Raw genomic sequence first — 21,534 nt, 5'->3', positions numbered from 1 at the left:
TCATGCGCGTCGTGATCTCCGGAACTCACGGCAGCGGCAAGAGCACGCTGATCGGTGACTTCACTGCCGCTCATCCGGACTGGCAGGTGCTGCCGGACGCGTATGAGTTCGTCGATGCCGCTGACGCCGAACCTGGAGCAGTGTTGTTCGCGCAGCAGCTGGGCATTGCCGCGTCTCGACTGCGGGAGCCGGCCTCGGGCCCGGTGATCGCCGAGCGAGGTCCCCTGGATTTTCTGGCGTATCTCCACGCGACGCAGTCGCTCGGCAGGTCGGTCGTGGACCCCGAACTTCTCGCTCGGGGGTACGAGATCACGAGCGATGCGATGCACCAGGTTGACCTCCTGGTGCTCCTGCCCCTCAATCCCGTGGATGCCATCGCACTCGGCGCCGACGAAGACCTCGAGCTTCGGGATGCGATGGACATGTCCCTTCTGGAGCTCGCCGACGACCCGGATCTCACTGGTCGGGCGGACGTGAAAGAGATCGTCGGCGATCGGGGGAGGCGGCTCGCCTCGCTCGAGCAGGCGGTTCGTCGGCTCCGAGACGAATCAGCCGGCTTCTGAGCCGGACGCGGCCCAGGTCCCCAGTCTTTGTTGGTTGAAGAACTCCATGGTCAGCGACGTCACGGTGCCGTCGGTGCGAGCGAAGGTCGCCGACGAGCGCGAGCCCGGGGAGCGTTCTCTCCCGTCGGAGTGAACGCGAAGGTGTCGCCGTCCCACGGGTCGAGCGCCACGACATACGCGCCGTCCGGCCCCAGCGCCGCCTGCAGCTGCCCGCCCTCGTCCGTGATCGTCAGGGAGCCGTAGTAGGGGTTCGTGTAGGTGCCGACGTAGTCGGATGCCGGCGCCGGCGGGGCAGCATTCGGGGAGACGTTTCGCCGGCGAGGTCACCGGTCGGAGCGTAGTAGGAACCGATTGCCGCGTTGAAGTCGGTCACCCAGTCTCGCGTGATGTAGCCGTACTGCACCAGATCCAGGAACTGCGCGTTGATCGCTTCCGGGACCCCTTGGGGGCCCGCGTTCGTGAGGGTCACAATGCCCAGATCGAGACTGGGCAGCATCCGGAAGCTCGTCGCCGCGCCGAGGATGAAAGCACCCGAGTGACTGATCGAGGTGCGCCCGCTCACCTCCGTACCGGCGTTGAACCCGAAGCCATACATGCTCGTGCGTGCCACGTTGGAGTCGGGGTGCCCGCTGACCATCTCGCCGGTCGTGGCGGCCGTGAGCGCGGCGGGATCGATGTAGTCGGCACCGTCGAGCTCACCGTCAGCGAGCACGACATTCATCCACGCGGCAAGATCGAGAACGTTCGAGGACACTCCTCCTGCCGGGGCCTGGGCATCCGGGTCGCGGTCGTAGAGCGGGACGAACTCGTCGTCCACGAGGGTGTGGATCGTTGCCCGGTTGGCCTGCGCGAGAAAGTCGGAATACCGCGAGCTCGACGAGGTCATCCCGATCGGCTGGTAGACCAGCTCGTCCATCGCATCCTCCCAGCTCATCCCGAGGGCGGCGGCAGCTGCCTCGGCGCCGATCGTGATGCCGAAGTTGGAGTAGTTGTAGGTCGAGCGGAACGCCGACAGCGGCTGCAGGTACAGGTGATCCATGATGTAGGCGCGGTCGTATCCGAGATCCTCGAGATCATCACCCGCCCCGGTGGCGAGTCCTGTCCGGTGCGAGAAGTAGTCGCCGATCGTGCCGTTCTGGGTCACGTACGGATCAGACAGCGCGAACTCCGGCAGTTCGTCCACGACGGGAGTGTTCCAGGTCACGGCGCCGTCTGTGATCGCCTTGGCGACGGCGGTCGCAGACAGGGACTTCGACACCGAGGCGATCTGGAACACCGTTTCCGCGTCGACGGCGTCATCGGTGCCGGCCTCGGTAACACCGAACCCACCGCTGTAGACGATCTCGCCGCCGTGCACGACGGCGACGGCCAGCCCCGGAACTCCGCTCTGCTCGAGGGTGGAATCGATCACGTCAGGCAGAGCGTCGAGGGCGTCCTCGACCGCCGATTCCGAGGGCAGAGCTACCGCATCCTCGCCGGGGTTCGGATAGCTATCCACGGGGATGGTCCCCTCGGATGCGGGACTCGTGCAGCCGGCGAGGAGCACGAACGTGCTCACGACAAGAGCGCCAAGGGCGCCGCGCGTCAGGACAGTGGGCATGAGTTTCTCCTCGGCCGGGTGCGCAGGGGTCATGACCAGTGTCCCCGGGCCGCAGCGCAGCATCCATAGACATAGGTCCATGGAAGTGGGCGGACGCTGGGGCGATAGTGGTGATCGTGTCGACTGTGCCAGGCTCGAACACCATGAGCCCGTTCGTGCGACAGCGCCGCGCACGGCCGCAGCCGATCACTGAGCTGGTTGGGCGCGGCGCGCTTCTTCTGGCGCTATTGGGCGCCGTGCTCGTTGGGATGCAGCTTGCCGCGGTTCTCCCGGGGACGTCGCAGCCGACGACAGCCGTCCTGGTCCTCTATACCGGGGTCTTTGTCGTCTACCTCGCTGCCGGTCTGCTGGCGTGGTGGCGTCGTCCGGCCAACCGCATGGGCCCGCTGCTGATCGTCGCCAGTCTCGCGGTATTTGCAGGAAACCTCGGCAACGCGACAGTGCCGGCGCTGGCGCTGATCGGCGACCTGTTCGCGACCGTTGTGTTTGCCGCGATCGTCCACCTCCTGCTCGCTTTTCCCTCGGGACGGCTGCGAGGCACGGCATCCACTGTCGTGGTCCTCGCCGGATACGCGGTGGCGATCCTCCTGCAGGTTCCCATTCTGCTCACCCTGAACGATCCGGCAGCCTCCGACGCGTTCGCGACCGTGCAACGGGTTGCCGGACTCGCCGTCATGGTGGCGGTAGCCCTCCTCCTCGCACGGGCGCTCCTGTCCGCGGACGCCGCGTTCCGGCGCGTCCTGTTCCCCCTCTATGGGTACGGGTTCTTCGCGGTGCTCGCAGTCCCCGCGAGTGCCGCCGGGTTTGGTCTTCTCGGCGCAGACCTCGCGCTCGCGCTCGCCGTGAGCCAGCTTCTCATCCTGGCCGGAGTTCCGGTCGCCTTCGTTGTGGGCATGCTCCGGGGCGGCTTTCCCCGCACGGGGGAACTGATGGAGTTGAGCGCCGCTCTGGCGTTGGCCGAAGACCAGGAGGCCCTGCTGACCGATGCGCTGGCGCGGACCTTGGGTGATGACACGCTTCGGCTTGTCTTCCCGAGTGAGAACGGGGCCTACCTCGACGAGCGTGGTGAGCAGGCAGATCCGCCCGCCGTCGCGGACGATCGGGCTGTCACGCCGGTGGTCGTCGCCGGACGAACTGTCGCCTCCATCGAGTACGATCCCCGGCTCACGGCAGACCCGGAGCAGGTCCGCCAGGCCGGTCAGGTGATCGCCATCGCGATCGATCGATCGCGCCTGTCAGCTGAACTCTTGCGGAGCAGGCGTGAATTGCTCGCTTCCCGCGCGCGACTGGTCGATGCCGCCGATCGCGAGCGCCTGCGCATCGCGCAGGACCTTCACGATGGTCTACAGATGCACCTCGTGCTGCTCGCTCTCGAGGCCCAGCAGATCGCCCACGCCGCTGAAGCCGGTGCTGACACCAGCGCCCGCTCCATCTCGTTGCGGGAGAACATCGACGCGGCGGCAAGCGACCTTCGCCGTCTCGTACACGACGTGCTCCCACTCCCGTTGGTCGGCCGCGGACTCGGTGATGCCGTCGAGGACCTCGTTGACCGCATGCCGATCCCGACCGCGCTGGAGATGGGCACGCTGGATGACATTCCCTCGGCGACGGCAACGACTGCCTACTTCGTGGTTGCCGAAGCTCTTGCCAACACCGTGAAGCACGCTCACGCAGACCGCGTGGTCGTCACGGTCTCGAGAGCGGATGCGGCGCTCGTGGTCTCGGTCGCCGATACCGGCATCGGCGGAGCGCACCTGCGGGGCACGGGACTGGGCGGCCTCGTCGACCGCGTCGAGGCCGTCGGCGGCTCACTCCACCTCACCTCCCCGCCCGGCGAGGGAACGACTCTTCGAATGGAGATTCCGTGCGCGTCGTCATAGCTGAGGATGAAGCCCTGCTGCGGCAGGGCTTGGCTCTCGTTCTCGAACAGGACGGCTTCGAGGTCGTCAGTGCGGTGGGCACTGCGCCCGAGCTGGAGACAGCCGTCGAGACCCAGCATCCGGCACTTGTCATTACCGACATTCGGATGCCGCCGACGCACACCGATGAGGGACTTGCCGCCGCTCGTCGCATTCGGCAGTCTCACCCGGAGGTCGCCATCGTCGTTCTCTCACAGCACGTTCAGCGCCGCTACGCCCTCGAGCTCGTCGGCAACGGTCAAGGCAGCGTGGGGTATCTGCTCAAGCAGCGGATCGCTGACGTCCGCACCTTCACACAGGACCTGCGCCGAGTGGTGCGTGGCGGAACCGCGCTGGATCCCGATGTCGTCGAGATTCTCCTCTCCCGCGCCCAGGTGCTCGGGGGTGGCGTGGAGCGACTCACCCCGCGACAGCGCGAGGTGCTCGGATACATGGCCGAGGGGCGTAGTAATAGCTGGATAGCCTCGGCGATCGGGTTCTCCGAGAAGGCGGTCGTCCAGCACACGTCGCGGATCTATGACGCACTCGGACTCCCTGTCGATGCCGACGATCATCGGCGTGTGCTCGCCGTCCTCCGTTATCTCGCCGACTGAAACAGCGCGAGATCCTTCTTCCACGCGCCGACGTACGCGACGGGGTCGAATCCGATGGCCTCGTTCACGGCGAGCATCGGCCGGTTCTCTTCCGCGTTGTAGGTCAGGACACGCTGCGTGTGCGGTGAAAGCTCGCGCCAGCGCAGCAGAGCTGCCGTCTTGATAAGCATGCCGAGACGGTGGCCGCGATGCTCGCGCAGCACGAGTGTGTCTTCCTGGTGCGTGACGGGGTGGCCTGGGCTCGATGCCAGTTCCGTGAAGGCGACGAGCCGCCCGGATTGGCGCTCGCGTGCGGCGACGACGAGCACGTCGCGGCCGCCATCGATCCAGTGAGTGTCGTGTTCGAGAATCCGGGCTGCATCCCAGCTCTCCTCGGCGATCTCCATGCCGGCGCTCGGCGCATCCACGCTCATTCGCGACTTCATCCAGGCGTAGTCGGCCACGAACTCCGGAGGAGTCGGTGGGTGCCACGAGACGACGTCGTATCCGTCTGCTGCGTCCAGGGCCCGCCGGTGAAGATCCTCTACAAACCCCATGCTGGTGGCCGAAACGTCGAGGACGCTCTTGCGCTCGACCTGTTCCAGTGCGTAGCCGTGCCGGAGGACGAATCGTGCAGCGTGATCGAGGGGAATGTGGCCGAACCCCGTCGGCGGTGTCACCTGCTCACCGTCTGCCGTCGGATGCTCGATCCACGACTCGATGATGCGGCGTCCGTGTGCTCGTGCGGCTGCCTCGAGGATGCCGAGCGCCGCGGTTCCCACGCCGTGACCCCACGCGTGACGGCGGAGTTCGATCTGCGCGTAGGCGACCATGGCGTCGCCGTCGTGCGGAAGATCAAGACCTGCGCGTCCCACGAACTCGCCGCCGGTCCAGACTCCCCAGATGAGTCGCTGCTCGAACGGAGATGGCTGGTAGTGGGGGAGAAGCACGGCGGGCTCGAGTTCCTCGTCTCGATTGCCGCTGATCTCGTCGTAGACGATGTTGCGGACCCTCACCATCTCGAGAAAGTCCGCGGCTTCGGGGGCCTCGAGGCTGCTCGGGATGGTGAGGGGCCGGATATCGGGTGTCGCGGTGGTCACGTCGGTCCTTCGATCAGCGGGCGTTCAGGTGCCAGGCGGCCAGGCGCAGGGCATGAGCCGCACGCTGTTCGCGTGCCCGCTCCTGTTCGTAGCGGAGGTGTGCAACCGCGCGCTGATCGCGGGAGGCGGCGCGACGGAGGTGCTGCGTGAGCACCCAGACGGCGACCCGCAGACTTGCGCGCTCGGCGACCGTCAGATGTCGACGCACGTGGGGATGGGTGGTGAGAGCCTCGACCGGCTCGAGTGTGGTGTACATGAGAGACCTTTGGTCAGCTGCGGGTGCCGGTTCTCATCCGGCACGCCGCGGGGAGGCATCCGCGTGCTGACCGACCAGGTCAGCGCGGATGCGAAGAAGTGAACGGACGGGTCGTCCGGGGGACCGGAACCGAGGAGGTCCGGTGGCTCAACCAGCGCGCGTTACGCGGCGGTGGGAGCGGCGAGCAGTCCCGGGGAGGTCAGTCCCATGGGCGCGCGCAGCGGGGTGTGTCCGAACACTGCATTACGAATCATCATGGCTGTCCTCCTCTCGTGATGTGTCGCGATCTGGAACGTTAGCGGGTGCAACCCCGGTTCGTCAAGCAAGTTCCCAGAATTCGTCGACGTCCGGGCGTGTCGCGAGTCCGGGGCCTGGCTCCCTCGGCAGAACCGCACGGCACGGTAGCGTAGGTCGACGGTCGGCCGCGGGGTCGATGCGCCGCAGGTCGGAAGGAATGCGCATGCACCTGAAGAGCGTGACGCTCAAGGGGTTCAAGTCGTTCGCCCAGCCGACCACGTTCGCCTTCGAGCCGGGGGTCACCGCCATCGTCGGCCCCAACGGTTCCGGCAAATCGAATGTCGTCGACGCGCTGGCCTGGGTCATGGGTGAGCAGGGTGCCAAGACCCTGCGCGGCGGAAAGATGGAGGACGTCATCTTCGCCGGGACCTCGACGCGGGGGCCGCTGGGACGCGCCGAAGTGCAGCTCACGATCGACAACAGCGACGGCGCGTTGCCGATCGAGTACTCCGAGGTCACGATCAGCCGCACGCTGTTCCGCAACGGCGCGAGCGAGTACGCGATCAACGGCGAAGGATGCCGCCTGCTCGACGTTCAGGAACTCCTGAGCGACTCAGGGCTGGGCCGCGAGATGCACGTCATTGTGGGGCAGGGGCGGCTGGACACCGTCTTGCAGGCCTCGCCGGAAGACCGCCGCGGTTTCATCGAAGAAGCCGCCGGGATCTTGAAGCATCGTCGCCGCAAAGAGAAGACGCTGCGCAAGCTCGAGGCGATGGAAGCCAACCTCACGCGCCTGAGTGATCTCGCCGGCGAGCTTCGTCGTCAGCTTAAGCCCCTCGGTCGGCAGGCCGAAATCGCGCGCGAAGCTGCCACGATCGCTGCCGTCGTGCGTGATGCCAAGGCGCGCCTGATCGCCGATGAACTCGTCGGATTGCGTGCTGAGCTGGCAGACCACGTGCGCGCCGAGCACGAGCGGCACGCCGAACGCCTCGTGCTGCAGGACCGATCCGATCAGCTGCGTGCGCGCATCGCTCAGCTCGAGGCCGAGCAGCGCTCCGAAGCCGTCGACGGCGCACGCCGGGTGCTGTTCTCGCTTGAGCGTGTGCAGGAGCGCCTCCGCGGGCTGTACTCACTCGCCGGCCAGCGGCTGACACTGCTCGGGGAGTCGGAGGACGACGACGGTGCCGCTGTCCGCACCGTCACAAGCGCCATGATCGATGACGCTCGCACCGAGATCGACGAGGTCTCATCCGGGTTGGTGGATGCCGAGGATGTAGCATCCGAAGCGGCTCGCGACGTCATGCGGGCCCGTGCCGAGCTGGATGCGCTCGATGTCGACATCGCCGAGCAGAGCGCGCTGGTCTCGCAGCACGAGATGAAGCTCACGGCGCTGCGGGGCTCCGCAGACGCGGCGGACTCAGCCCTCGCGGCCATCGACGACGCGCTCGCGCGCCAGCAGCGTGCACTGGATGCCGCGACGGCGCGCCGTGATTCTGCGGCTGCCGAGCTTGCGGGTGTCGATCCCGACCTCGTCCCGGAGGGCAGTTCGGCCCAGTACGCGGCCGAGTACGAAGAGGCGGGTCGCCGCGCGACGGATGCCGAGACCCGCGTTTCGGAGCTGCGGGATCGTCTGCACGCGACCGAGCGTGAGATCGAGGCCCTGACGGCGCAGACGACGGCGCTGACGCGCGCATTGGGCGTCAAGAACGCGTCAGCCGACCTGATCGCCGAAGGCGCACCGGGGGTGAAGGGCCTCGTCGGGGATGCGATCCAGATCACGCCCGGATACGAGGCGGCGATCGCAGCGGTGCTCGGTACCCGCGCCGAGGGCGTGCTCGTGGACACCATCGAGGACGGGTTTGCCCTTGCCGAGCGCGTCCGTGACGCCGATCGCGGTGTCGTCGACTTCGTCATCGGAGATGTCGCCGGTCCCGGTGAAGACCTCTCGGGTTTCGGCTCGCTGCGACCGGCCGTGGATGTGGTCACCGGTCCCGCCGGCGTGGGAGCCCTGCTGACGCGGGTCCTCATCGCCGACGACCTCGACGCCGTCCGTGCGAGTGCGGCCACGATCGTCGCCGACCCGCGGACGATCACCGTCGTCACGCGAGCCGGCGAGGTGTTCACAGGATCGTCGCTTCGAGCAGGGGCAGGAGCATCCCGATCGCGACTTGAGCTGCTCGCCGAGCGGGATGCCGCAGCCGACCGCCGTGACGAGCTCGCGGTGGTGGCCGACTCGCTGCGGGAGGCTCTGGCTGACGCGCGTACCGAGGCAGAGGATGCGAAGCGTCGGACCAGCGCGGCCCTGACGCGGTTGCGCGAGCACGACGCGGCAGTCGCGGCGCACGCGGAGTACGTCAATCGCGCCACCGTGCAGGTGGAGGCTGCCAGCGCCGAGTGCGAACGTCTCGCTGCAGGGCTCGCGCAGGCGCAGACAGCCCGCGACGAGGCAGCCGCAGCTGCGGCATCTGCCCAGACGCAACTGCACCACGCGCTGGAGGCACCGCGTCCGATCCTTGACGCATCTGCTCGCGACGGGCTTCTCGAGGCGCTCGAGGGTGCTCGAGAGCACGAGATGCGCGCGCGGCTGGAGGTCGAGACGCTCCGCGAGCGCGTTCGCGCCGGACAGGCTCGGGTGCAGCAGCTCGAGCGTCAGCGCGAACGCGAGGCTGCTGCCGCTGCTGAGGCTGCTCGCCGCGCCGTCATTCGGCGACGTCAGCGCCAGGTAGCTGCCGATGTCGCGGCGACGCTGCCCGCCGTCCTCGACTCGGTCGACCGGTCGGTCGCGGCGGCGCGCCTCGAGCTGGCCGAAGCGGAGTCTGCCCGCTCCGCCGTCACGTCGGAATTGTCAGCAGTACGCGCCGACGAGGCGGCCGTGCGCGAGCGGCTGGCCGGGTTGACCGAGAGCGTCCACGGCCTCGAGCTGCAGATGCACGAGAAGCGCCTGCACGTCACGAGCATCCTGGAACGCGCGCGGTCGGAGCTGAGTCTCGACGAAGACATTCTCATTTCCGAATATGGCCCCGACCAGCCGATTCCTGCAGGGGAGGACGAGGAGTCGAGCGTCTTCGATCGTCCCGGTCAGCGCAAACGCCTGCAGGATGCCGAACGCAAGCTCGCACAACTGGGTCGGGTGAACCCGCTGGCGCTCGAGGAGTTCGCCGCGCTGGAGCAGCGACACACGTTTCTCACCGAGCAACTGGCCGACCTCACGAGTACGCGCAAGGACCTCGTCACGATCATCGATGACCTCGACGAACGCATGCAGACGATCTTCCTCGCGGCGTTCGACGACACGCGGACGGCCTTCGACGAGGTCTTCCCGATCCTCTTCCCCGGCGGATCGGGAAGTCTGAGCCTGACCGATCCCGACAACCCGCTGACCACCGGTATCGAGGTCGCGGTGCGGCCGGTCGGCAAGAAGATCGAGCGGCTCTCGCTGCTCTCCGGTGGAGAGCGGTCCCTGGCCGCTGTCGCGTTGCTGACCGCGATCTTCAAAGCCCGGCCGAGCCCGTTCTACATCCTCGATGAGGTGGAAGCAGCGCTCGACGACGCCAACCTCGGCCGCCTGCTCGGCGTGTTCGAGCAGCTCCGCGCCAGCAGCCAGCTCATCGTGATCACGCACCAGAAGCGAACGATGGAGATCGCGGATGCGCTCTACGGCGTCTCGATGCGCCAGGACGGCGTCTCCGCCGTCGTGGGGCAGCGGATCGCGGATCGCGCGGCCAGCTGACCGTAGGCTGGAGTCATGGCCGATTCCTCCTGGTCGCTCGGACGAGCGCTTCGCGGCATGTTCGTCAAACCCACGATCGATGAGACGACGTGGGAGGACCTCGAGACGGCGCTGCTGACAGCCGACTTCGGTCCCGACATCACCGAGCGCATCGTGGACGAGCTGCGCGAGAAGGTCGACCGGTATCGCACCACCGACCCGCGAGATCTGCACCGGATGCTGAAAGAGACGCTCGAGGAGCACTTCGCGAAATTCGACACCACCCTCAAGCTCACCGAGCGGCCGGCCGTCGTGCTCGTGGTCGGGGTCAACGGCGTTGGCAAGACGACGACGATCGGCAAGTTCGCGAACTTCCTCCGGCGTTACCAGCGCAGCGTCGTTGTCGGTGCCGCCGATACGTTCCGCGCGGCAGCCGTGGACCAGCTTGCGACGTGGGCTGAGCGGGGCGGAGCTCACATCGTTCGTCCTCAGCACGAGGGGCAAGATCCGGCATCCGTCGCGTACCAGACGATCGAGTATGCGAAGAGCACCGGCACCGAGATCGTGCTCGTCGATACCGCCGGGCGCCTTCACACCAAGGGCGGGCTCATGGATGAGCTCGGAAAGATCCGCCGGGTCATCGAGAAGCAAGCGCCCATCAGCGAGGTTCTCCTCGTCCTCGATGCCACGACGGGCCAGAACGGGGTCATGCAAGCCCAGGCATTTCTGGAGCATGCGGGTGTCACCGGCCTCGTCCTCACGAAGCTCGACGGCTCCGCGAAGGGCGGCTTCGTCCTCGCCGTCCAGGAGCGAACCGGGATCCCCGTCAAGCTCCTCGGACAGGGTGAGGGTATCGGCGATCTCTCCGGCTTCACCCCGCACGTTTTTGCCGCGGCGCTCGTGGATTGACGCCGCGCCGGGCGCCAGGACTATCGGTCGGCCCCCGAGGCTGGTTTCATGGGGTCATGGCGATCGAGCACGACTTCTTCGGCCTGCTGGAATCCGGTCCGGACGGTTCGATCTTCTGGTCTGAGAACGTTGAGTTCGCAGACCAGTCGGTCACCGTCGATCTGACCGCGCCCGATCAGGATGATGTTTCGCCGGCGGCGCTGGATGTTGCAGCCAGCCTCATCTCGTCCCTCGAGACGATCGATCGGATCGCCCGTGAGGCGATGGTGTCGCAGCTCAGCGAGCGCACGAGCGAGGTGACCGAGTACATCCTGCAGCAGCAGGAGATGCTGGGGGAGGAGTTGGAGGCGTTCCTCGTCGACATTTCGGGGGACACGCACATCGACGTCATTCGCGCGCTTCAGCTCATGAGCATGACGATCCTCGCCGACGAGCACGGGGGTTCTGACCCGTTCGCGGTGCTCGAGTACGCGCTCGATCCGGATGCCACCGACGACGTGCTCCTGGTGAACATCGCCTCCGACGGCACGGTGCTCTCGGTCACCAGCGCGGACTGACCACGCCAGCGCTGCTCACACCGCCTGGGCGAAGCTGAGCCCCTCGCGCGCGATGTCGTCGGCGAGGTGCGACAGGCTGTCGGGGATCTCCCATCCCTTCGACAGCATCGACTGGGCCCACAGTCGCCCGGCGCGGTACGACGAGCGCACCAGCGGGCCAGCCAGCACACCAAGGAACCCGATGCGTTCGGCCTCTTCTTTGAACGCGACGAACTCGTCCGGCTTCACCCAGCGAGCCACCGGCAGGTGTCGGGGGAGGGACGAAGGTACTGCGTGATCGTGATGATGTCGGTGCCCGCCTCGCGAAGGTCGCGGAGTGCCTGAACGACTTCCTCCGGTTCCTCGCCCATCCCGAGGATGAGGTTGGACTTGGTGATCAGTCCCGCGCGGCGAGCCTGCGTGAGCACGTCGAGCGACCGTTCATAGCGGAACGCGGGACGGATCCGCTTGAAGATCCGCGGGACCGTTTCGACGTTGTGTGCGAAGACCTCGGGCCGCGCCGCGAACACCTCGTCGAGGAGCGCCGGCTCGCCGTTGAAGTCCGTGGCAAGCAGTTCGACCCCCGTGCCGGGATTGACGGCGTGGATACGTCGAACGGTCTCGGCGTTCAGCCACGCGCCCCCGTCGGGCAAGTCATCGCGGGCGACGCACGTGACTGTCGCGTAGCGCAGCTGCATGCGCTGCACGCTTTCGGCGACGCGTCGCGGTTCGTCGGTGTCGTACGCGGCGGGCTTGCCCGTGTCGATCTGGCAGAAGTCGCATCGGCGCGTGCACTGGGATCCGCCGATGAGGAAGGTCGCCTCGCGGTCCTCCCAGCATTCGTAGATGTTGGGACACCCCGCTTCCTGGCACACCGTGTGCAGGCCCTCATCCTTCACGAGGCCCTGCAGTTGCGTGTACTCGGGTCCCATCTTGGCCCGGGTGCGGATCCACTCCGGCTTGCGCTCGATCGGGGTCTGCGCATTGCGGATCTCCAGCCGCAGCAGCTTGCGCCCTTCCGGCGCCGCCTGTCCGTCGACCGGTGACAGCCCGTTCGCCGCCCCTGTTCCGCACGCGCTCATGCTGCGACCTCCGCGTATTCTCGTTCGAACTCTCTGATGACCGTGGGAAGGATGTCTGCGGGGGTCACCGGTGCGCCGACGACCTCGCTGACGGTCGTGACACCGGCATCCGTGATGCCGCACGGGATGATGCCGCGAAAGCCCGCGAGAGTGTTGTCGCAGTTGATGGCGAACCCATGCATCGTCACGCCCTTCTCGACGCGGACCCCGATAGCGGCGACCTTGTCTTCGGAAAGGGGGCGACGGACCCACACGCCGCTGCGCCCCTCGACCTGGTAGCCGTCGACACCGTGGGTGGAAAGCGCACTTATGAGGAGCCGCTCGAGGCGACGCACGTGAGCGACGACATCGATCGGCTCGCGCAGCCGCACGATCGGGTAGCCGACGAGCTGTCCCGGGCCGTGCCAGGTGATCTTTCCGCCGCGATCCACATCGATCACGGGCGTTCCGTCGGTCGGGCGCTCGTGTGATTCCGTGCGCTTGCCCGCGGTATAGACGGGGTCGTGCTCGAGCAGGATGAGCGTGTCGGGGCGCTCCCCGGCACGGACCTCTCGATGGATGCGCCGCTGCAGGTCCCAGCCATCGAGGTAGGGGACGGTCACGGGGAGAGCCCCGCCACCAGAACATCGATCACGTAAGCCTCCAGCGTTATTGGACTGCGTCCAACAATACGCCGATCTGGGCGGGGCAAAGCGTGTAGCCTTCCTCCATGTCCGGGGGCAGGCCACACGCTGTATCGCAGGAGTTGATCGCCGAAGCCGCGTGCGAACTGTTCCTCGAACAGGGATACGAGCGCACGACCGTCGCGCAGATCGCGCGCCGTGCCGGCGTGAGCAGGTCCAGTTTCTTCAACTACTTCGACTCGAAGTCCGAGGTCTTCTGGTCGGGGTTGGATGAGCGAATCGGGTTCCTCGACGCCTTCCTCGCTGTCGCGTGCCCGTCGCCGCAGCCGGCTTCCGTCGTGGCGGAGGCTGTCCGCGAGGCCTTCGTGCGGTTCACACCCGACGCGCTGGCGCTCGCGCTCGTGCACTCCGATGCGATGGGGGTCGTTCCCGGGTTGACCCAGGAGATGGCGACGCGACAATGGCGCATCGCCGCCTCGATCAGTCGATATCTCCGTCGCACCGGAGAGGACGCTCTCCCCGCCGACGTGCATGCCGCCGCCTACGCGGGCGCGGTCATCGCAGCGCTGCGCACGTGGGCGCTCGCCGCCGGCGGGCGGGTGAGCCTGGATGACGTACTGGCATCGGCGATGGAGGCCGCGGGCTGAGGATTCCCCCGGGGCAGACGGTCGGCCCCGCGCCCGCTCCCGTAGAATCGGACGATCATGGCAACCTTCGGCACGCTCTCGGATCGCCTTACCGAAACCTTCCGCAACCTCCGCACCAAGGGCAAGCTCACGCCCGCGGATGTCGACGGGACAGTCCGCGAGATCCGGCGTGCCCTGCTGGATGCCGACGTCGCGCTGCCGGTCGTCAAGGAGTTCACCGCCAAGGTGCGTGAGCGCGCCCTCGGCGACGAGGTGAACAAGGCGCTGAACCCCGCGCAGCAGGTCGTGCAGATCGTCAACGAGGAACTCGTCGGCATCCTCGGTGGACAGCAGCGCCGTTTGCAGTTCGCCAAGACGCCGCCGACGGTCATCATGCTCGCGGGCCTCCAGGGGTCGGGAAAGACGACGTTCGCGGGCAAGCTCGCGAAGATGCTCGAAAAGGACGGCCACACCCCGCTGCTGGTCGCGTGTGACCTCCAGCGCCCCAACGCCGTGAACCAGCTCCAGGTCGTCGCCGAGCGGGCGGGCGCGGCGATTTATGCCCCCGAGCCCGGCAACGGCGTCGGCAACCCCGTAAAGGTCGCCAAAGACGGCGTCGAGTTCGCGAAGCAGAAGCAGCACGACATCGTCATCATCGACACCGCCGGCCGGCTGGGTGTGGACGCCGAGCTCATGAAGCAGGCCGCCGACATCCGGAAGGCCACCGACCCCGACGAAGTCCTGTTCGTCATCGACGCGATGATCGGTCAGGATGCCGTGAACACGGCCAAGGCCTTCCAAGAGGGCGTGGACTTCACCGGTGTCGTCCTCTCCAAGCTCGACGGCGATGCCCGCGGTGGTGCGGCGCTGTCGGTGGCATCCGTGACCGGACGGCCGATCATTTTCGCGTCCACGGGAGAAGGGCTCGAGGATGTCGAGCCCTTCCACCCCGACCGGATGGCCAGTCGCATCCTCGACCTTGGCGACATCCTCACCCTCATCGAGCAGGCCCAGAGCGCCTTCGATGAGGCCGAGGCGGCCAAGATGGCCGAGAAGCTCGCGACGGAGCAGTTCACGCTCGAAGACTTCCTCGACCAGATGCAGCAGCTCAAGAAGATGGGCTCGATGAAGAAGATGCTCGGGATGCTCCCGGGTATGGGCCAGATGAAGCAGCAGCTCGACGATTTCGACGAGCGCGAGATCGACCGCACTGAGGCGATCATCCGTTCGATGACGCCGGGGGAGCGACGTAACCCGAAGGTCCTCAACGGCTCGCGCCGGCTGCGCATCGCGCGCGGTTCCGGGATGACGGTGACCGACGTGAACCAGCTCGTGCAGCGCTTCGATCAGGCCGCCAAGATGATGAAGACCGTCGCTCGCGGTGGTATGCCCAACATCCCTGGAATGGGTCCCGTTCCCGGTGGCGGGCGCCCGGGTGCCTCGGCAAAGCGAGGCAAGCAGTCCAAGGCCCAGAAGGGGCGCCAAGGGTCGCGGTCGGGGAACCCCGCCAAGCGCGCCGCGGAGAACGCGGGGATCGCGGGAACACCCTCGACGCCCACCGGCTCGGGATTCGGCTTGGGCGGGGGACAGGCGGCGCCGAGCGAGGCGGACCTCGCCGAACTGCAGAAGCTCCTCGGCAAGAACTGACGACGCGCGTCACCAGCGCGCTCACGCACCGCTCGCCCCCACTCGAGTCGTTCGCTACAATCCGCAGGGCGTCTATCCTCCCAGCGAGCGGAACCGAGAATGTCCGTGCTCAGCGGCCAACACCTGTTCGACCGCGATGTGCCGCGCTTCCTGGAGAGCCCCGCCGGCGTCCTGCCGCCGTACCCTCGGCGAACGTGGCTGCGGTGGACGATGCGCGGCATCCTCGCCCTCCCGCTGATCGCCGTTGTCGTGCGCTACGCGCTGCTGGCTCCTGAGCCGTGGCATGACACGGCCAATCAGGCTCTGCTCGCCCGTGTTCGGGATGGGGCGGGAGCCGCGGACTTCGGTCAGCTCCTGACCACGTTCTCGCCGCCGCTGGGAGCGCTACCAGCCCTGGTCCTGCCCACCGAGCTGCTCCTCGCGCTCGGCGGTGCGCTCCTCGGGGGCTTCTTCCTGCAGGGGCTGGATCAGGCGATGTTCCGACGAGGGCTGCACGGAATCATCCGGCTCGTCGTCATCGTGTCACTGCTGATCTCCCCGGTCTTCGTCCTCCTCTCGGCAACCGACATCACGATGTTCGGCGCCATCGTCCTCTTCGGCTTCGGGCTCATCGATATCGTCCGATTCGAGAACCTCGCCAATACGCAGGCGGGATTTCGTGCGGGGCTGCTGCTCGGGGCCGCGGCGATGACCGACGTCCGAGCGATTCCCCTCGTCCTGACGGTGGCGATCGTCGGCACCCTGCTCATCCATTCCCGCCCGCAGGCTCGGGCAGCGAATGCGGTGATCGTGGCCTTTCCCACCGTCGCGGTCACCGTCGCGCTCGCCCTTGCCGGCGTCATCATCGGTTCTGGACCGCTCACGTTCCTCCGCACCGACACGACCAGCGCCGTCCGCGCCATCGAGGCACTTGTCTCCGATCCTCTCAGCGAGCCCCTCATGCTGTATCTGGCTCCTGTTCTGGTCGTCGCCATCACGGCCGGCGTCTTCGGGTTCGCGCGCTCGGGTGTCATGATGCTCCTGATCGCGGTGGGCGCCTTGGCCGGTGTGCTGGTGGGATCACCGCTGATCTCCGCGGCAGCGCTGGCGTATCTGCTCGTCCATATCTCGGTCGCGATCCTCCCCACCGAGTCGCCGGCCCAGCACGCGGCGATCGTCGTGATGTGCGCCGTTCTCGTGGGAATCGTCGGGTGGGCTGTTGCCTCGCGCCTTCCCGAGGCCCAGGAGTGGTCGGTCATCTTCACCGGGTTCGGCCCCGGGCCGAGCCCCACGGTCGGGGGGACCGGATGACGGATATCGATGTGACTCTCCTGGATGTCGGGTTTCGTGCGGTCTACGCACGGGAAGGGTGGATTCCGTTGGCCTCGAGCGAGGACGGCACGATCCTGGTCGGCGCCTCTCGTGAGCTGGACGACTCGCAAGAAGAAGCGATCGCGGATGATCTCGGCGCTCCGATCGAGGTCGTTCCCGTGAGTCAGCAGTTCATCGTCGATGCCGTCATCGAGGTGTTCGCGTCCGAGTTCGCCGCCGAGGCCGCCGACGGGCTCGCCAACTCCAACCCGGTGCGTTCGGCGCGCACGGTGCTCTCACGGGGCCAAGTGATCGGGTTCGCGATCGTGGCCGGGATCGCTGTGCTCGGTGCGGTCTTCCTGACGGGTCCGACGCTCGTGACGATCCTCGCGCTCATCAATCTCTTCTTCTTGGCGAGCGTGCTCTTCAAGTTCATCATCGCCTTTCGCGGATCGCGCTACGACCTGGTGAACAAGGTGTCGCGGTATGAACTTGCGATGCTCGATGAGGACGATCTGCCCTTCTACACGGTCCTGGTGCCGGTCTTCCGGGAAGAGAAGGTGGTCGCCCAGCTGATGACCAACCTCGGTCGCCTCGACTATCCCCGCGACCGCCTCGAGGTGCTGATCCTTGTCGAGGAGGGCGATGACGCGACCCGGGCGGCAATCGCCCGATCATCCGTCCCGGAGCACTTCATCGTCGTTCCGATCCCCGCCGGTGTTCCGCAGACCAAGCCGCGCGCCTGCAACGTCGGTCTTGAGCTGGCCCGCGGGGAGTTCCTCGTGATCTTCGATGCAGAGGATGCCCCCGAGCCCGACCAGTTGAAGAAGGCGGTCATCGTCTTCTCCCGCACTGACGAGTCCACGGCTGTCGTGCAGGCGTCCCTGAACTACTTCAACGCGCGGGAGAACGCACTGACGCGCCTGTTCACCCTCGAGTACGGTGCCTGGTTCGACTACATGCTCATGGGCCTCGAGGACTCTGACCTCCCCATCCCGCTCGGGGGAACCTCGAATCACTTCCGGATGGCGGCACTACGCCGCCTCGGCGGCTGGGACCCTTACAACGTCACCGAGGACGCAGACCTCGGCATCCGTGCCAGCGCACTCGGCTACCGTGTCGGTGTCGTCGACGCCACCACGATGGAGGAGGCAACCTCCCACATCCCGCAGTTCATCAAGCAGCGCAGTCGATGGATCAAGGGGTACATGCAGACGGCCCTGGTGCACTCGCGACAGCCGATAGCGCTGATCCGCCGCATCGGCCTTCGTCGCTTCGCAGCCTTCGCCCTGTTGATCGCCGGCACGCCGTTCACGTTCCTGAGCGTCATCCCATTCGCGATCCTGCTCGTTCTCGCCCTCGCGCTGCCGTTCTACGTCGTCCCGGTCGAGGTCCCACCGATCGTGATCGTCTTGAGCGCGTTGAACTTCCTGCTCGGATACTCGCTGCTGATCTACATGAACATGATGGGCCCGTACAAGCGCGGGCTGTTCGAGCTCGTGCCCTGGGCTCCGCTGAAGCCTCTCTTCTGGGTTCTGCACTCGATCGCGGCGTACAAGGCCCTCTGGCAACTGATCACCAGACCGCACTACTGGGAGAAGACCGAACACGGCACCTCTCGCTTCGCCGCGCCGCACGTCGACGAGGGTGAGCACCAGGATGCCGCGCCGCCGGAGGAGCCCGTCGCCGACACGGATCCCGAGGCGAACCTCACTCCGGAAGAGCGGGAAGAGCGCAGCGCAGGGGAGCGTCACCGCCGGATGTCGTGGTGAGCGTGCCGGCTCATCGAATCCCGCGACCCCAGAGGATCAGCGGCGTGCGGTTCGCGTACTGCCGGTAGTCGTCTCCGAAGGTCTCAAGGAGAAAGCGCTGCTCGACGTGCGCCTTGGTGATGAGCACGGCAGCCAGCAGCACCCACACGACGATGAGTTCGACCCGGCCTCGCCACGCGACCCATCCGAGGGAGCCGAGAAGGATGCCGAGGTAGACCGGGTTGCGCGTGAGGCGGAACACCCCGCCCGTGCGCAGGGATGCCCCGTCTTTCGGCGCGACCCAGGGAACGATGTCGCGACCGAGCGCGGCAATGCCCGCACCAGCCACCGCGAGTCCGACAATACCGACCGCCGCGGCAACCCCCATCAGCCACGCAGAGCCCCAGACCGGGTCGCCTGGCAGCAGGAGTAGCGCGAGCAGCACGAACTGGGCGATGACCAGCCAATCGGAGCGATGACGCACAGCCACAGTCTGCCAGCGTGAGCCAGCGTCGCTCGTGCGCGCGGGCTGCTATCTCAGCGCGTTGAGGTGGTCACGCAGCGTCGGTCCGTCGCGGAACTCGGTGACCAGATGCCGCACCACCGCTCGCAGATCGCCGTCGTTGTCGTCCGCGACCCGCAGCTGGCGTTCGTAGCTGGCGCCGGTTGCGAGAATCTTCTCGACGCCGGCGAACTCCTTCGCGCACTTGAGTTCGACGGAGATCTCGGCGAGATCGTCGAGGATCTCGCGAAGGTGCTCTCGCACGGGCTTGAGCGTCCCGGCGCGGTCGACGATGATCTCGGCGTCGAGGCCGTAGCGGGCCGAGCGCCACTTGTTTTCGCGGAGGAACCAGGGCTGGATCCCCGCGAGGTCTTCGCCCTGATCGAGCCGCCGCGAGAAGTGCTCGACGAGCACCTGCACCAGGGCGGCAACAGCAGCGAGTTCCGGCAGCGTCGACATCCCGTCGCAGGCGCGCACTTCGATCGTTCCCCACCGTGGCGCGGGTCGGATGTCCCAGCGCACCTCTGTGGCGTCTGTCATGACGCCGGTGCTGACCATGTCACCCAGGTATGCCTCGAACTCCTCCCAGTCCTCGAGCAACCAGGGCAACCCGGCGGTCGGGAGTTGCTGGAAAACGAGTGACCGGTTGGACGCGTAACCGGTGCGGTCGCCGGCCCAGAACGGACTGGACGCCGACAGGGCTTGCAGGTGAGGCAGATAGGTCGAGAGGGCACGAATGAGCGGCATGACCTTGTTGACATCCTCGACGCCCACGTGGATGTGAATGCCCCAGATCATCATGTTGCGGCCCCACCACTGCGTTCGTTCGATGAGCGCCTGGTATCGGGTCTTGTCGGTCACTTCCTGGTCGTACCACTGCGCGAACGGGTGGGAGCCGGCGCAGAGCAGGTCGAGGTCACGCGGCTCGGTTGCTGTCCGCAGAGCACGGATGGCGTCCACCATGTCTTCGGCTGCGGCGGCCACCGTCGAACCGACCCCGCTCGTGACTTCGACAGTATTGGTGAGCAGTTCGCTCGTGAGAGAAAAGCGTTCGAGCTCGATCGCGGGCGCGAGCTCGTCGAGAAGCTCGGGTGCGCGCCCCGCGAGATCGCCGGTCGCGCGGTCGGCGAGCATGAGTTCCCACTCCAAGCCGACGGAGGAGCGAGCGGATGCCGCAAAGCCGAGCGTCATGGCGTCAGTTTCGCACGCACCGTCTCGCGTGGGCTCGATTGCGACATCCCGTGACGCGAATCAGGACGCACCGATCTCGATCAGCAGCACGCCACCGGCGATCGCGACCACACCCAACCCCATGAGCCAGGTGAACGGCTCATCGAACAGGATCTTCGCCAGCACCGCGGTCAGCGCGACGCCGGTCGCCGACCAGATGCCGTAGGCGACGCCCACCGGCATGCCTTCGGCCAAACACAGGAACAGGAGTGCGAAGGCAATGACGTACGACGCGATGACCGGCGCGATCCAGACGGTGCGCCGGAAGCCCTCGGAGGCCCGGAGGGACATCGTGCCGGTGACCTCGAAGACAATGGCGCCCACGAGGTAGAGCCACATCATTGTGCGTTCTCCGGATCACTCGCTGCTCGGCGCGCAGCCCCGTTCGCTGCGCCCGCGCCGACCTCCACGAGGAAGACGCCGGCGATGACGATGACGATTCCCAGGCTCATGAGCCACGTCAACGGATCGCCGAACAGGATCGCCGCGAGCACAGCCGTGAGCGCGACACCCGAGGCCGCCCAGACTCCGTACGTCAGACCGATCGGTGCCCCGGCGCGCAGCAGAAGCGTGAGGCATGCGAAAGCGCCCACGTAGCCGACGCCGACGCCGACGAACCAGATAGCGGAATCGACAGCGAGGCGAAGCGACAACGTGCCGCCCACTTCCAGCAGGATCGCGCCGATCAGATAGAGCCATTTCGTCATCCGGGACCTCCGTCGGGAGTCGCCAACTGTCGCATCACGGCTCACACGCTACCGGCGTCGCGGCCGGCCGGGGAGCGACGCAGCGAAGGTGGTTCTCGGCATCCGGTCGGATCTGGCAGAATAGAGGGTCGGACCGCGCTCGACCCTCTATCCAGCGCATCCACCCCCTTTGAGCTTCCGCCGGGTGTGCACCCCACTCTCCAGGCGATCAGTTCGTTCACGTCCACCACACAGGAGAATCGTGGCTGTCAAGATCCGTCTCAAGCGTCTCGGAAAGATTCGCGCCCCCTACTACCGCATCGTCGTCGCCGACTCGCGCACCAAGCGTGACGGTCGCGTCATCGAAGAGATCGGCAAGTACCACCCGACCGAAGAGCCCTCGTTCATCGAGGTCGACTCCGCTCGTGCGCAGTACTGGCTGAGCGTCGGCGCCCAGCCCACCGAGCAGGTGCGCGCCATCCTCAAGATCACCGGCGACTGGGGCACCTTCAAGGGTGACAAGAACGCCGTGTCGACTCTCAAGACCGCCGAGCCCAAGCAGGCGTTCGAGGTCGAGACCACCAAGAAGTCGGTCGTCAAGCCGAAGGCTGAGAAGAAGGCCGAGCCGGCCCCGGCCGCTGACGCTGACGCTGCACCCGAGGCCGCTGAGTCGGCCGAGACCGCAGAAGCCTGAGT

Annotated in this window: 19 protein-coding genes and 2 pseudogenes; 11 read left to right on the top strand and 10 right to left on the bottom strand. The window is 66.9% G+C overall.

All coding sequences use genetic code 11. The annotated features are described in order from the left end of the window. Window positions 1-2 precede the first annotated feature (2 nt). Window positions 3-563, top strand: a complete 561-nt coding sequence (locus tag IT882_RS09235) for an AAA family ATPase (protein WP_195691639.1) — start codon at window positions 3-5, stop codon at window positions 561-563. Between the two features lie 188 nt (window positions 564-751). On the opposite strand, the pseudogene IT882_RS17365 reads toward IT882_RS09235, so the two are convergent. Together IT882_RS17365 and IT882_RS09230 are read right to left on the bottom strand one after the other, a co-directional pair. After that, window positions 752-805 (bottom strand): annotated as a pseudogene (locus IT882_RS17365) (hypothetical protein); the annotation flags it as partial. Next, window positions 793-2,163 carry a serine hydrolase domain-containing protein gene (locus tag IT882_RS09230; RefSeq protein WP_229382026.1) on the bottom strand — a complete coding sequence of 457 codons (1,371 nt, stop codon included), beginning with the start codon at window positions 2,161-2,163 and terminating at the stop codon, window positions 793-795. The pseudogene IT882_RS17365 and the gene IT882_RS09230, both read right to left, overlap by 13 nt. Window positions 2,164-2,279: 116 nt before the next feature. On the opposite strand from IT882_RS09230, the gene IT882_RS09225 reads away from it, so the two are divergent. After that, window positions 2,280-4,043, top strand: coding sequence for a sensor histidine kinase (locus tag IT882_RS09225; protein WP_195691638.1), 1,764 nt, complete (start codon window positions 2,280-2,282; stop codon window positions 4,041-4,043). Continuing rightward, entirely contained in the window at window positions 4,028-4,675 is a 648-nt protein-coding gene (locus tag IT882_RS09220) for a response regulator transcription factor (RefSeq protein WP_195691637.1), read from the top strand. The genes IT882_RS09225 and IT882_RS09220 overlap by 16 nt, the downstream gene beginning before the upstream one ends. Here IT882_RS09220 and IT882_RS09215 read toward each other — a convergent pair. Beyond that, a complete protein-coding gene (locus IT882_RS09215) occupies window positions 4,660-5,754 on the bottom strand; it encodes a GNAT family N-acetyltransferase (RefSeq protein WP_195691636.1) in 1,095 nt (364 codons plus the stop codon). The genes IT882_RS09220 and IT882_RS09215 overlap by 16 nt on opposite strands. A gap of 13 nt (window positions 5,755-5,767) precedes the next feature. After that, window positions 5,768-6,010: a hypothetical protein gene (locus tag IT882_RS09210; protein ID WP_195691635.1), complete on the bottom strand. Its 243-nt coding sequence runs from the start codon at window positions 6,008-6,010 to the stop codon at window positions 5,768-5,770. A 460-nt stretch (window positions 6,011-6,470) separates the two neighbouring features. Here IT882_RS09210 and smc point away from each other — a divergent pair, with 460 nt between their 5' ends. The 3 genes from smc to IT882_RS09195 are packed head-to-tail and all read left to right on the top strand — an operon-like array spanning window position 6,471 to window position 11,422. Then, window positions 6,471-9,977, top strand: a complete 3,507-nt coding sequence (gene smc, locus IT882_RS09205) for a chromosome segregation protein SMC (RefSeq protein WP_195691634.1) — start codon at window positions 6,471-6,473, stop codon at window positions 9,975-9,977. 15 nt (window positions 9,978-9,992) lie between these two features. Continuing rightward, complete coding sequence (ftsY, locus tag IT882_RS09200) at window positions 9,993-10,865, top strand: signal recognition particle-docking protein FtsY (protein WP_195691633.1); 873 nt, start codon at window positions 9,993-9,995, stop codon at window positions 10,863-10,865. Window positions 10,866-10,921: 56 nt separating this feature from the next. Beyond that, window positions 10,922-11,422 carry a DUF2004 domain-containing protein gene (locus tag IT882_RS09195; RefSeq protein ID WP_195691632.1) on the top strand — a complete coding sequence of 167 codons (501 nt, stop codon included), beginning with the start codon at window positions 10,922-10,924 and terminating at the stop codon, window positions 11,420-11,422. 15 nt (window positions 11,423-11,437) lie between these two features. On the opposite strand, the pseudogene lipA reads toward IT882_RS09195, so the two are convergent. After that, window positions 11,438-12,483 (bottom strand): annotated as a pseudogene (gene lipA, locus IT882_RS09190) (lipoyl synthase). Beyond that, a complete protein-coding gene (lipB, locus tag IT882_RS09185; protein ID WP_195691631.1) occupies window positions 12,480-13,085 on the bottom strand; it encodes a lipoyl(octanoyl) transferase LipB in 606 nt (201 codons plus the stop codon). Before lipB ends, lipA begins: the two are co-directional and overlap by 4 nt. Window positions 13,086-13,192: 107 nt before the next feature. Between lipB and IT882_RS09180 the strand changes: the two genes are divergently transcribed. The 4 genes from IT882_RS09180 to IT882_RS09165 all read left to right on the top strand — a co-directional run bounded on the left by IT882_RS09180 (window position 13,193) and on the right by IT882_RS09165 (window position 18,441). Beyond that, entirely contained in the window at window positions 13,193-13,753 is a 561-nt protein-coding gene (locus IT882_RS09180) for a TetR/AcrR family transcriptional regulator (protein ID WP_195691630.1), read from the top strand. 57 nt (window positions 13,754-13,810) lie between these two features. Next, a complete protein-coding gene (gene ffh / locus IT882_RS09175; RefSeq protein ID WP_195691629.1) occupies window positions 13,811-15,379 on the top strand; it encodes a signal recognition particle protein in 1,569 nt (522 codons plus the stop codon). 99 nt (window positions 15,380-15,478) lie between these two features. Continuing rightward, the gene (locus IT882_RS09170; protein ID WP_195691628.1) at window positions 15,479-16,669 is read left to right on the top strand and encodes a hypothetical protein; all 1,191 of its coding nucleotides are present in this window, start codon (window positions 15,479-15,481) and stop codon (window positions 16,667-16,669) included. Then, window positions 16,666-18,441: a glycosyltransferase gene (locus IT882_RS09165; protein ID WP_195691627.1), complete on the top strand. Its 1,776-nt coding sequence runs from the start codon at window positions 16,666-16,668 to the stop codon at window positions 18,439-18,441. Before IT882_RS09170 ends, IT882_RS09165 begins: the two co-directional genes overlap by 4 nt. 10 nt (window positions 18,442-18,451) lie before the next feature. Here the strand turns inward: IT882_RS09165 and IT882_RS09160 are convergent, their stop codons facing one another. Genes IT882_RS09160 through IT882_RS09145 form a run of 4 tightly spaced genes read right to left on the bottom strand, consistent with a single transcriptional unit; the run spans window position 18,452 to window position 20,859 of the window. Continuing rightward, window positions 18,452-18,904 carry a methyltransferase family protein gene (locus IT882_RS09160; RefSeq protein WP_195691626.1) on the bottom strand — a complete coding sequence of 151 codons (453 nt, stop codon included), beginning with the start codon at window positions 18,902-18,904 and terminating at the stop codon, window positions 18,452-18,454. Window positions 18,905-18,952: 48 nt separating this feature from the next. Beyond that, window positions 18,953-20,113 (bottom strand): glutamate--cysteine ligase, encoded by a 1,161-nt coding sequence (locus tag IT882_RS09155; protein ID WP_195691625.1) that lies wholly within the window; start codon window positions 20,111-20,113, stop codon window positions 18,953-18,955. 60 nt (window positions 20,114-20,173) lie between these two features. Then, complete coding sequence (locus IT882_RS09150; protein WP_229382025.1) at window positions 20,174-20,494, bottom strand: DMT family transporter; 321 nt, start codon at window positions 20,492-20,494, stop codon at window positions 20,174-20,176. Then, window positions 20,491-20,859 carry a DMT family transporter gene (locus IT882_RS09145; protein ID WP_195691624.1) on the bottom strand — a complete coding sequence of 123 codons (369 nt, stop codon included), beginning with the start codon at window positions 20,857-20,859 and terminating at the stop codon, window positions 20,491-20,493. The genes IT882_RS09150 and IT882_RS09145 overlap by 4 nt, the downstream gene beginning before the upstream one ends. A 241-nt stretch (window positions 20,860-21,100) precedes the next feature. Between IT882_RS09145 and rpsP the strand changes: the two genes are divergently transcribed. After that, the gene (rpsP, locus tag IT882_RS09140) at window positions 21,101-21,532 is read left to right on the top strand and encodes a 30S ribosomal protein S16 (protein WP_195691623.1); all 432 of its coding nucleotides are present in this window, start codon (window positions 21,101-21,103) and stop codon (window positions 21,530-21,532) included. Window positions 21,533-21,534 lie beyond the last annotated feature (2 nt).

It is taken from the genome of Microbacterium schleiferi (assembly GCF_015565955.1).
Lineage (GTDB): Bacteria > Actinomycetota > Actinomycetes > Actinomycetales > Microbacteriaceae > Microbacterium > Microbacterium schleiferi_A.
Note: the sequence above shows the minus strand (reverse complement) of the source record. Positions and strands in the feature narration are given on the sequence as shown.

Coding starts and splice junctions, on each gene's coding strand:
- IT882_RS09235 (WP_195691639.1), top strand. CDS start 3: ATGCGCGTCGTGATCTCCGGAACTCACGGCAGCGGCAAGAGCACGCTG.
- IT882_RS09170 (WP_195691628.1), top strand. CDS start 15,479: ATGTCCGTGCTCAGCGGCCAACACCTGTTCGACCGCGATGTGCCGCGC.
- IT882_RS09180 (WP_195691630.1), top strand. CDS start 13,193: ATGTCCGGGGGCAGGCCACACGCTGTATCGCAGGAGTTGATCGCCGAA.
- IT882_RS09165 (WP_195691627.1), top strand. CDS start 16,666: ATGACGGATATCGATGTGACTCTCCTGGATGTCGGGTTTCGTGCGGTC.
- ffh (WP_195691629.1), top strand. CDS start 13,811: ATGGCAACCTTCGGCACGCTCTCGGATCGCCTTACCGAAACCTTCCGC.
- IT882_RS09150 (WP_229382025.1), bottom strand. CDS start 20,494: ATGATGTGGCTCTACCTCGTGGGCGCCATTGTCTTCGAGGTCACCGGC.
- ftsY (WP_195691633.1), top strand. CDS start 9,993: ATGGCCGATTCCTCCTGGTCGCTCGGACGAGCGCTTCGCGGCATGTTC.
- IT882_RS09155 (WP_195691625.1), bottom strand. CDS start 20,113: ATGACGCTCGGCTTTGCGGCATCCGCTCGCTCCTCCGTCGGCTTGGAG.
- IT882_RS09230 (WP_229382026.1), bottom strand. CDS start 2,163: ATGCCCACTGTCCTGACGCGCGGCGCCCTTGGCGCTCTTGTCGTGAGC.
- IT882_RS09145 (WP_195691624.1), bottom strand. CDS start 20,859: ATGACGAAATGGCTCTATCTGATCGGCGCGATCCTGCTGGAAGTGGGC.
- IT882_RS09210 (WP_195691635.1), bottom strand. CDS start 6,010: ATGTACACCACACTCGAGCCGGTCGAGGCTCTCACCACCCATCCCCAC.
- smc (WP_195691634.1), top strand. CDS start 6,471: ATGCACCTGAAGAGCGTGACGCTCAAGGGGTTCAAGTCGTTCGCCCAG.
- IT882_RS09195 (WP_195691632.1), top strand. CDS start 10,922: ATGGCGATCGAGCACGACTTCTTCGGCCTGCTGGAATCCGGTCCGGAC.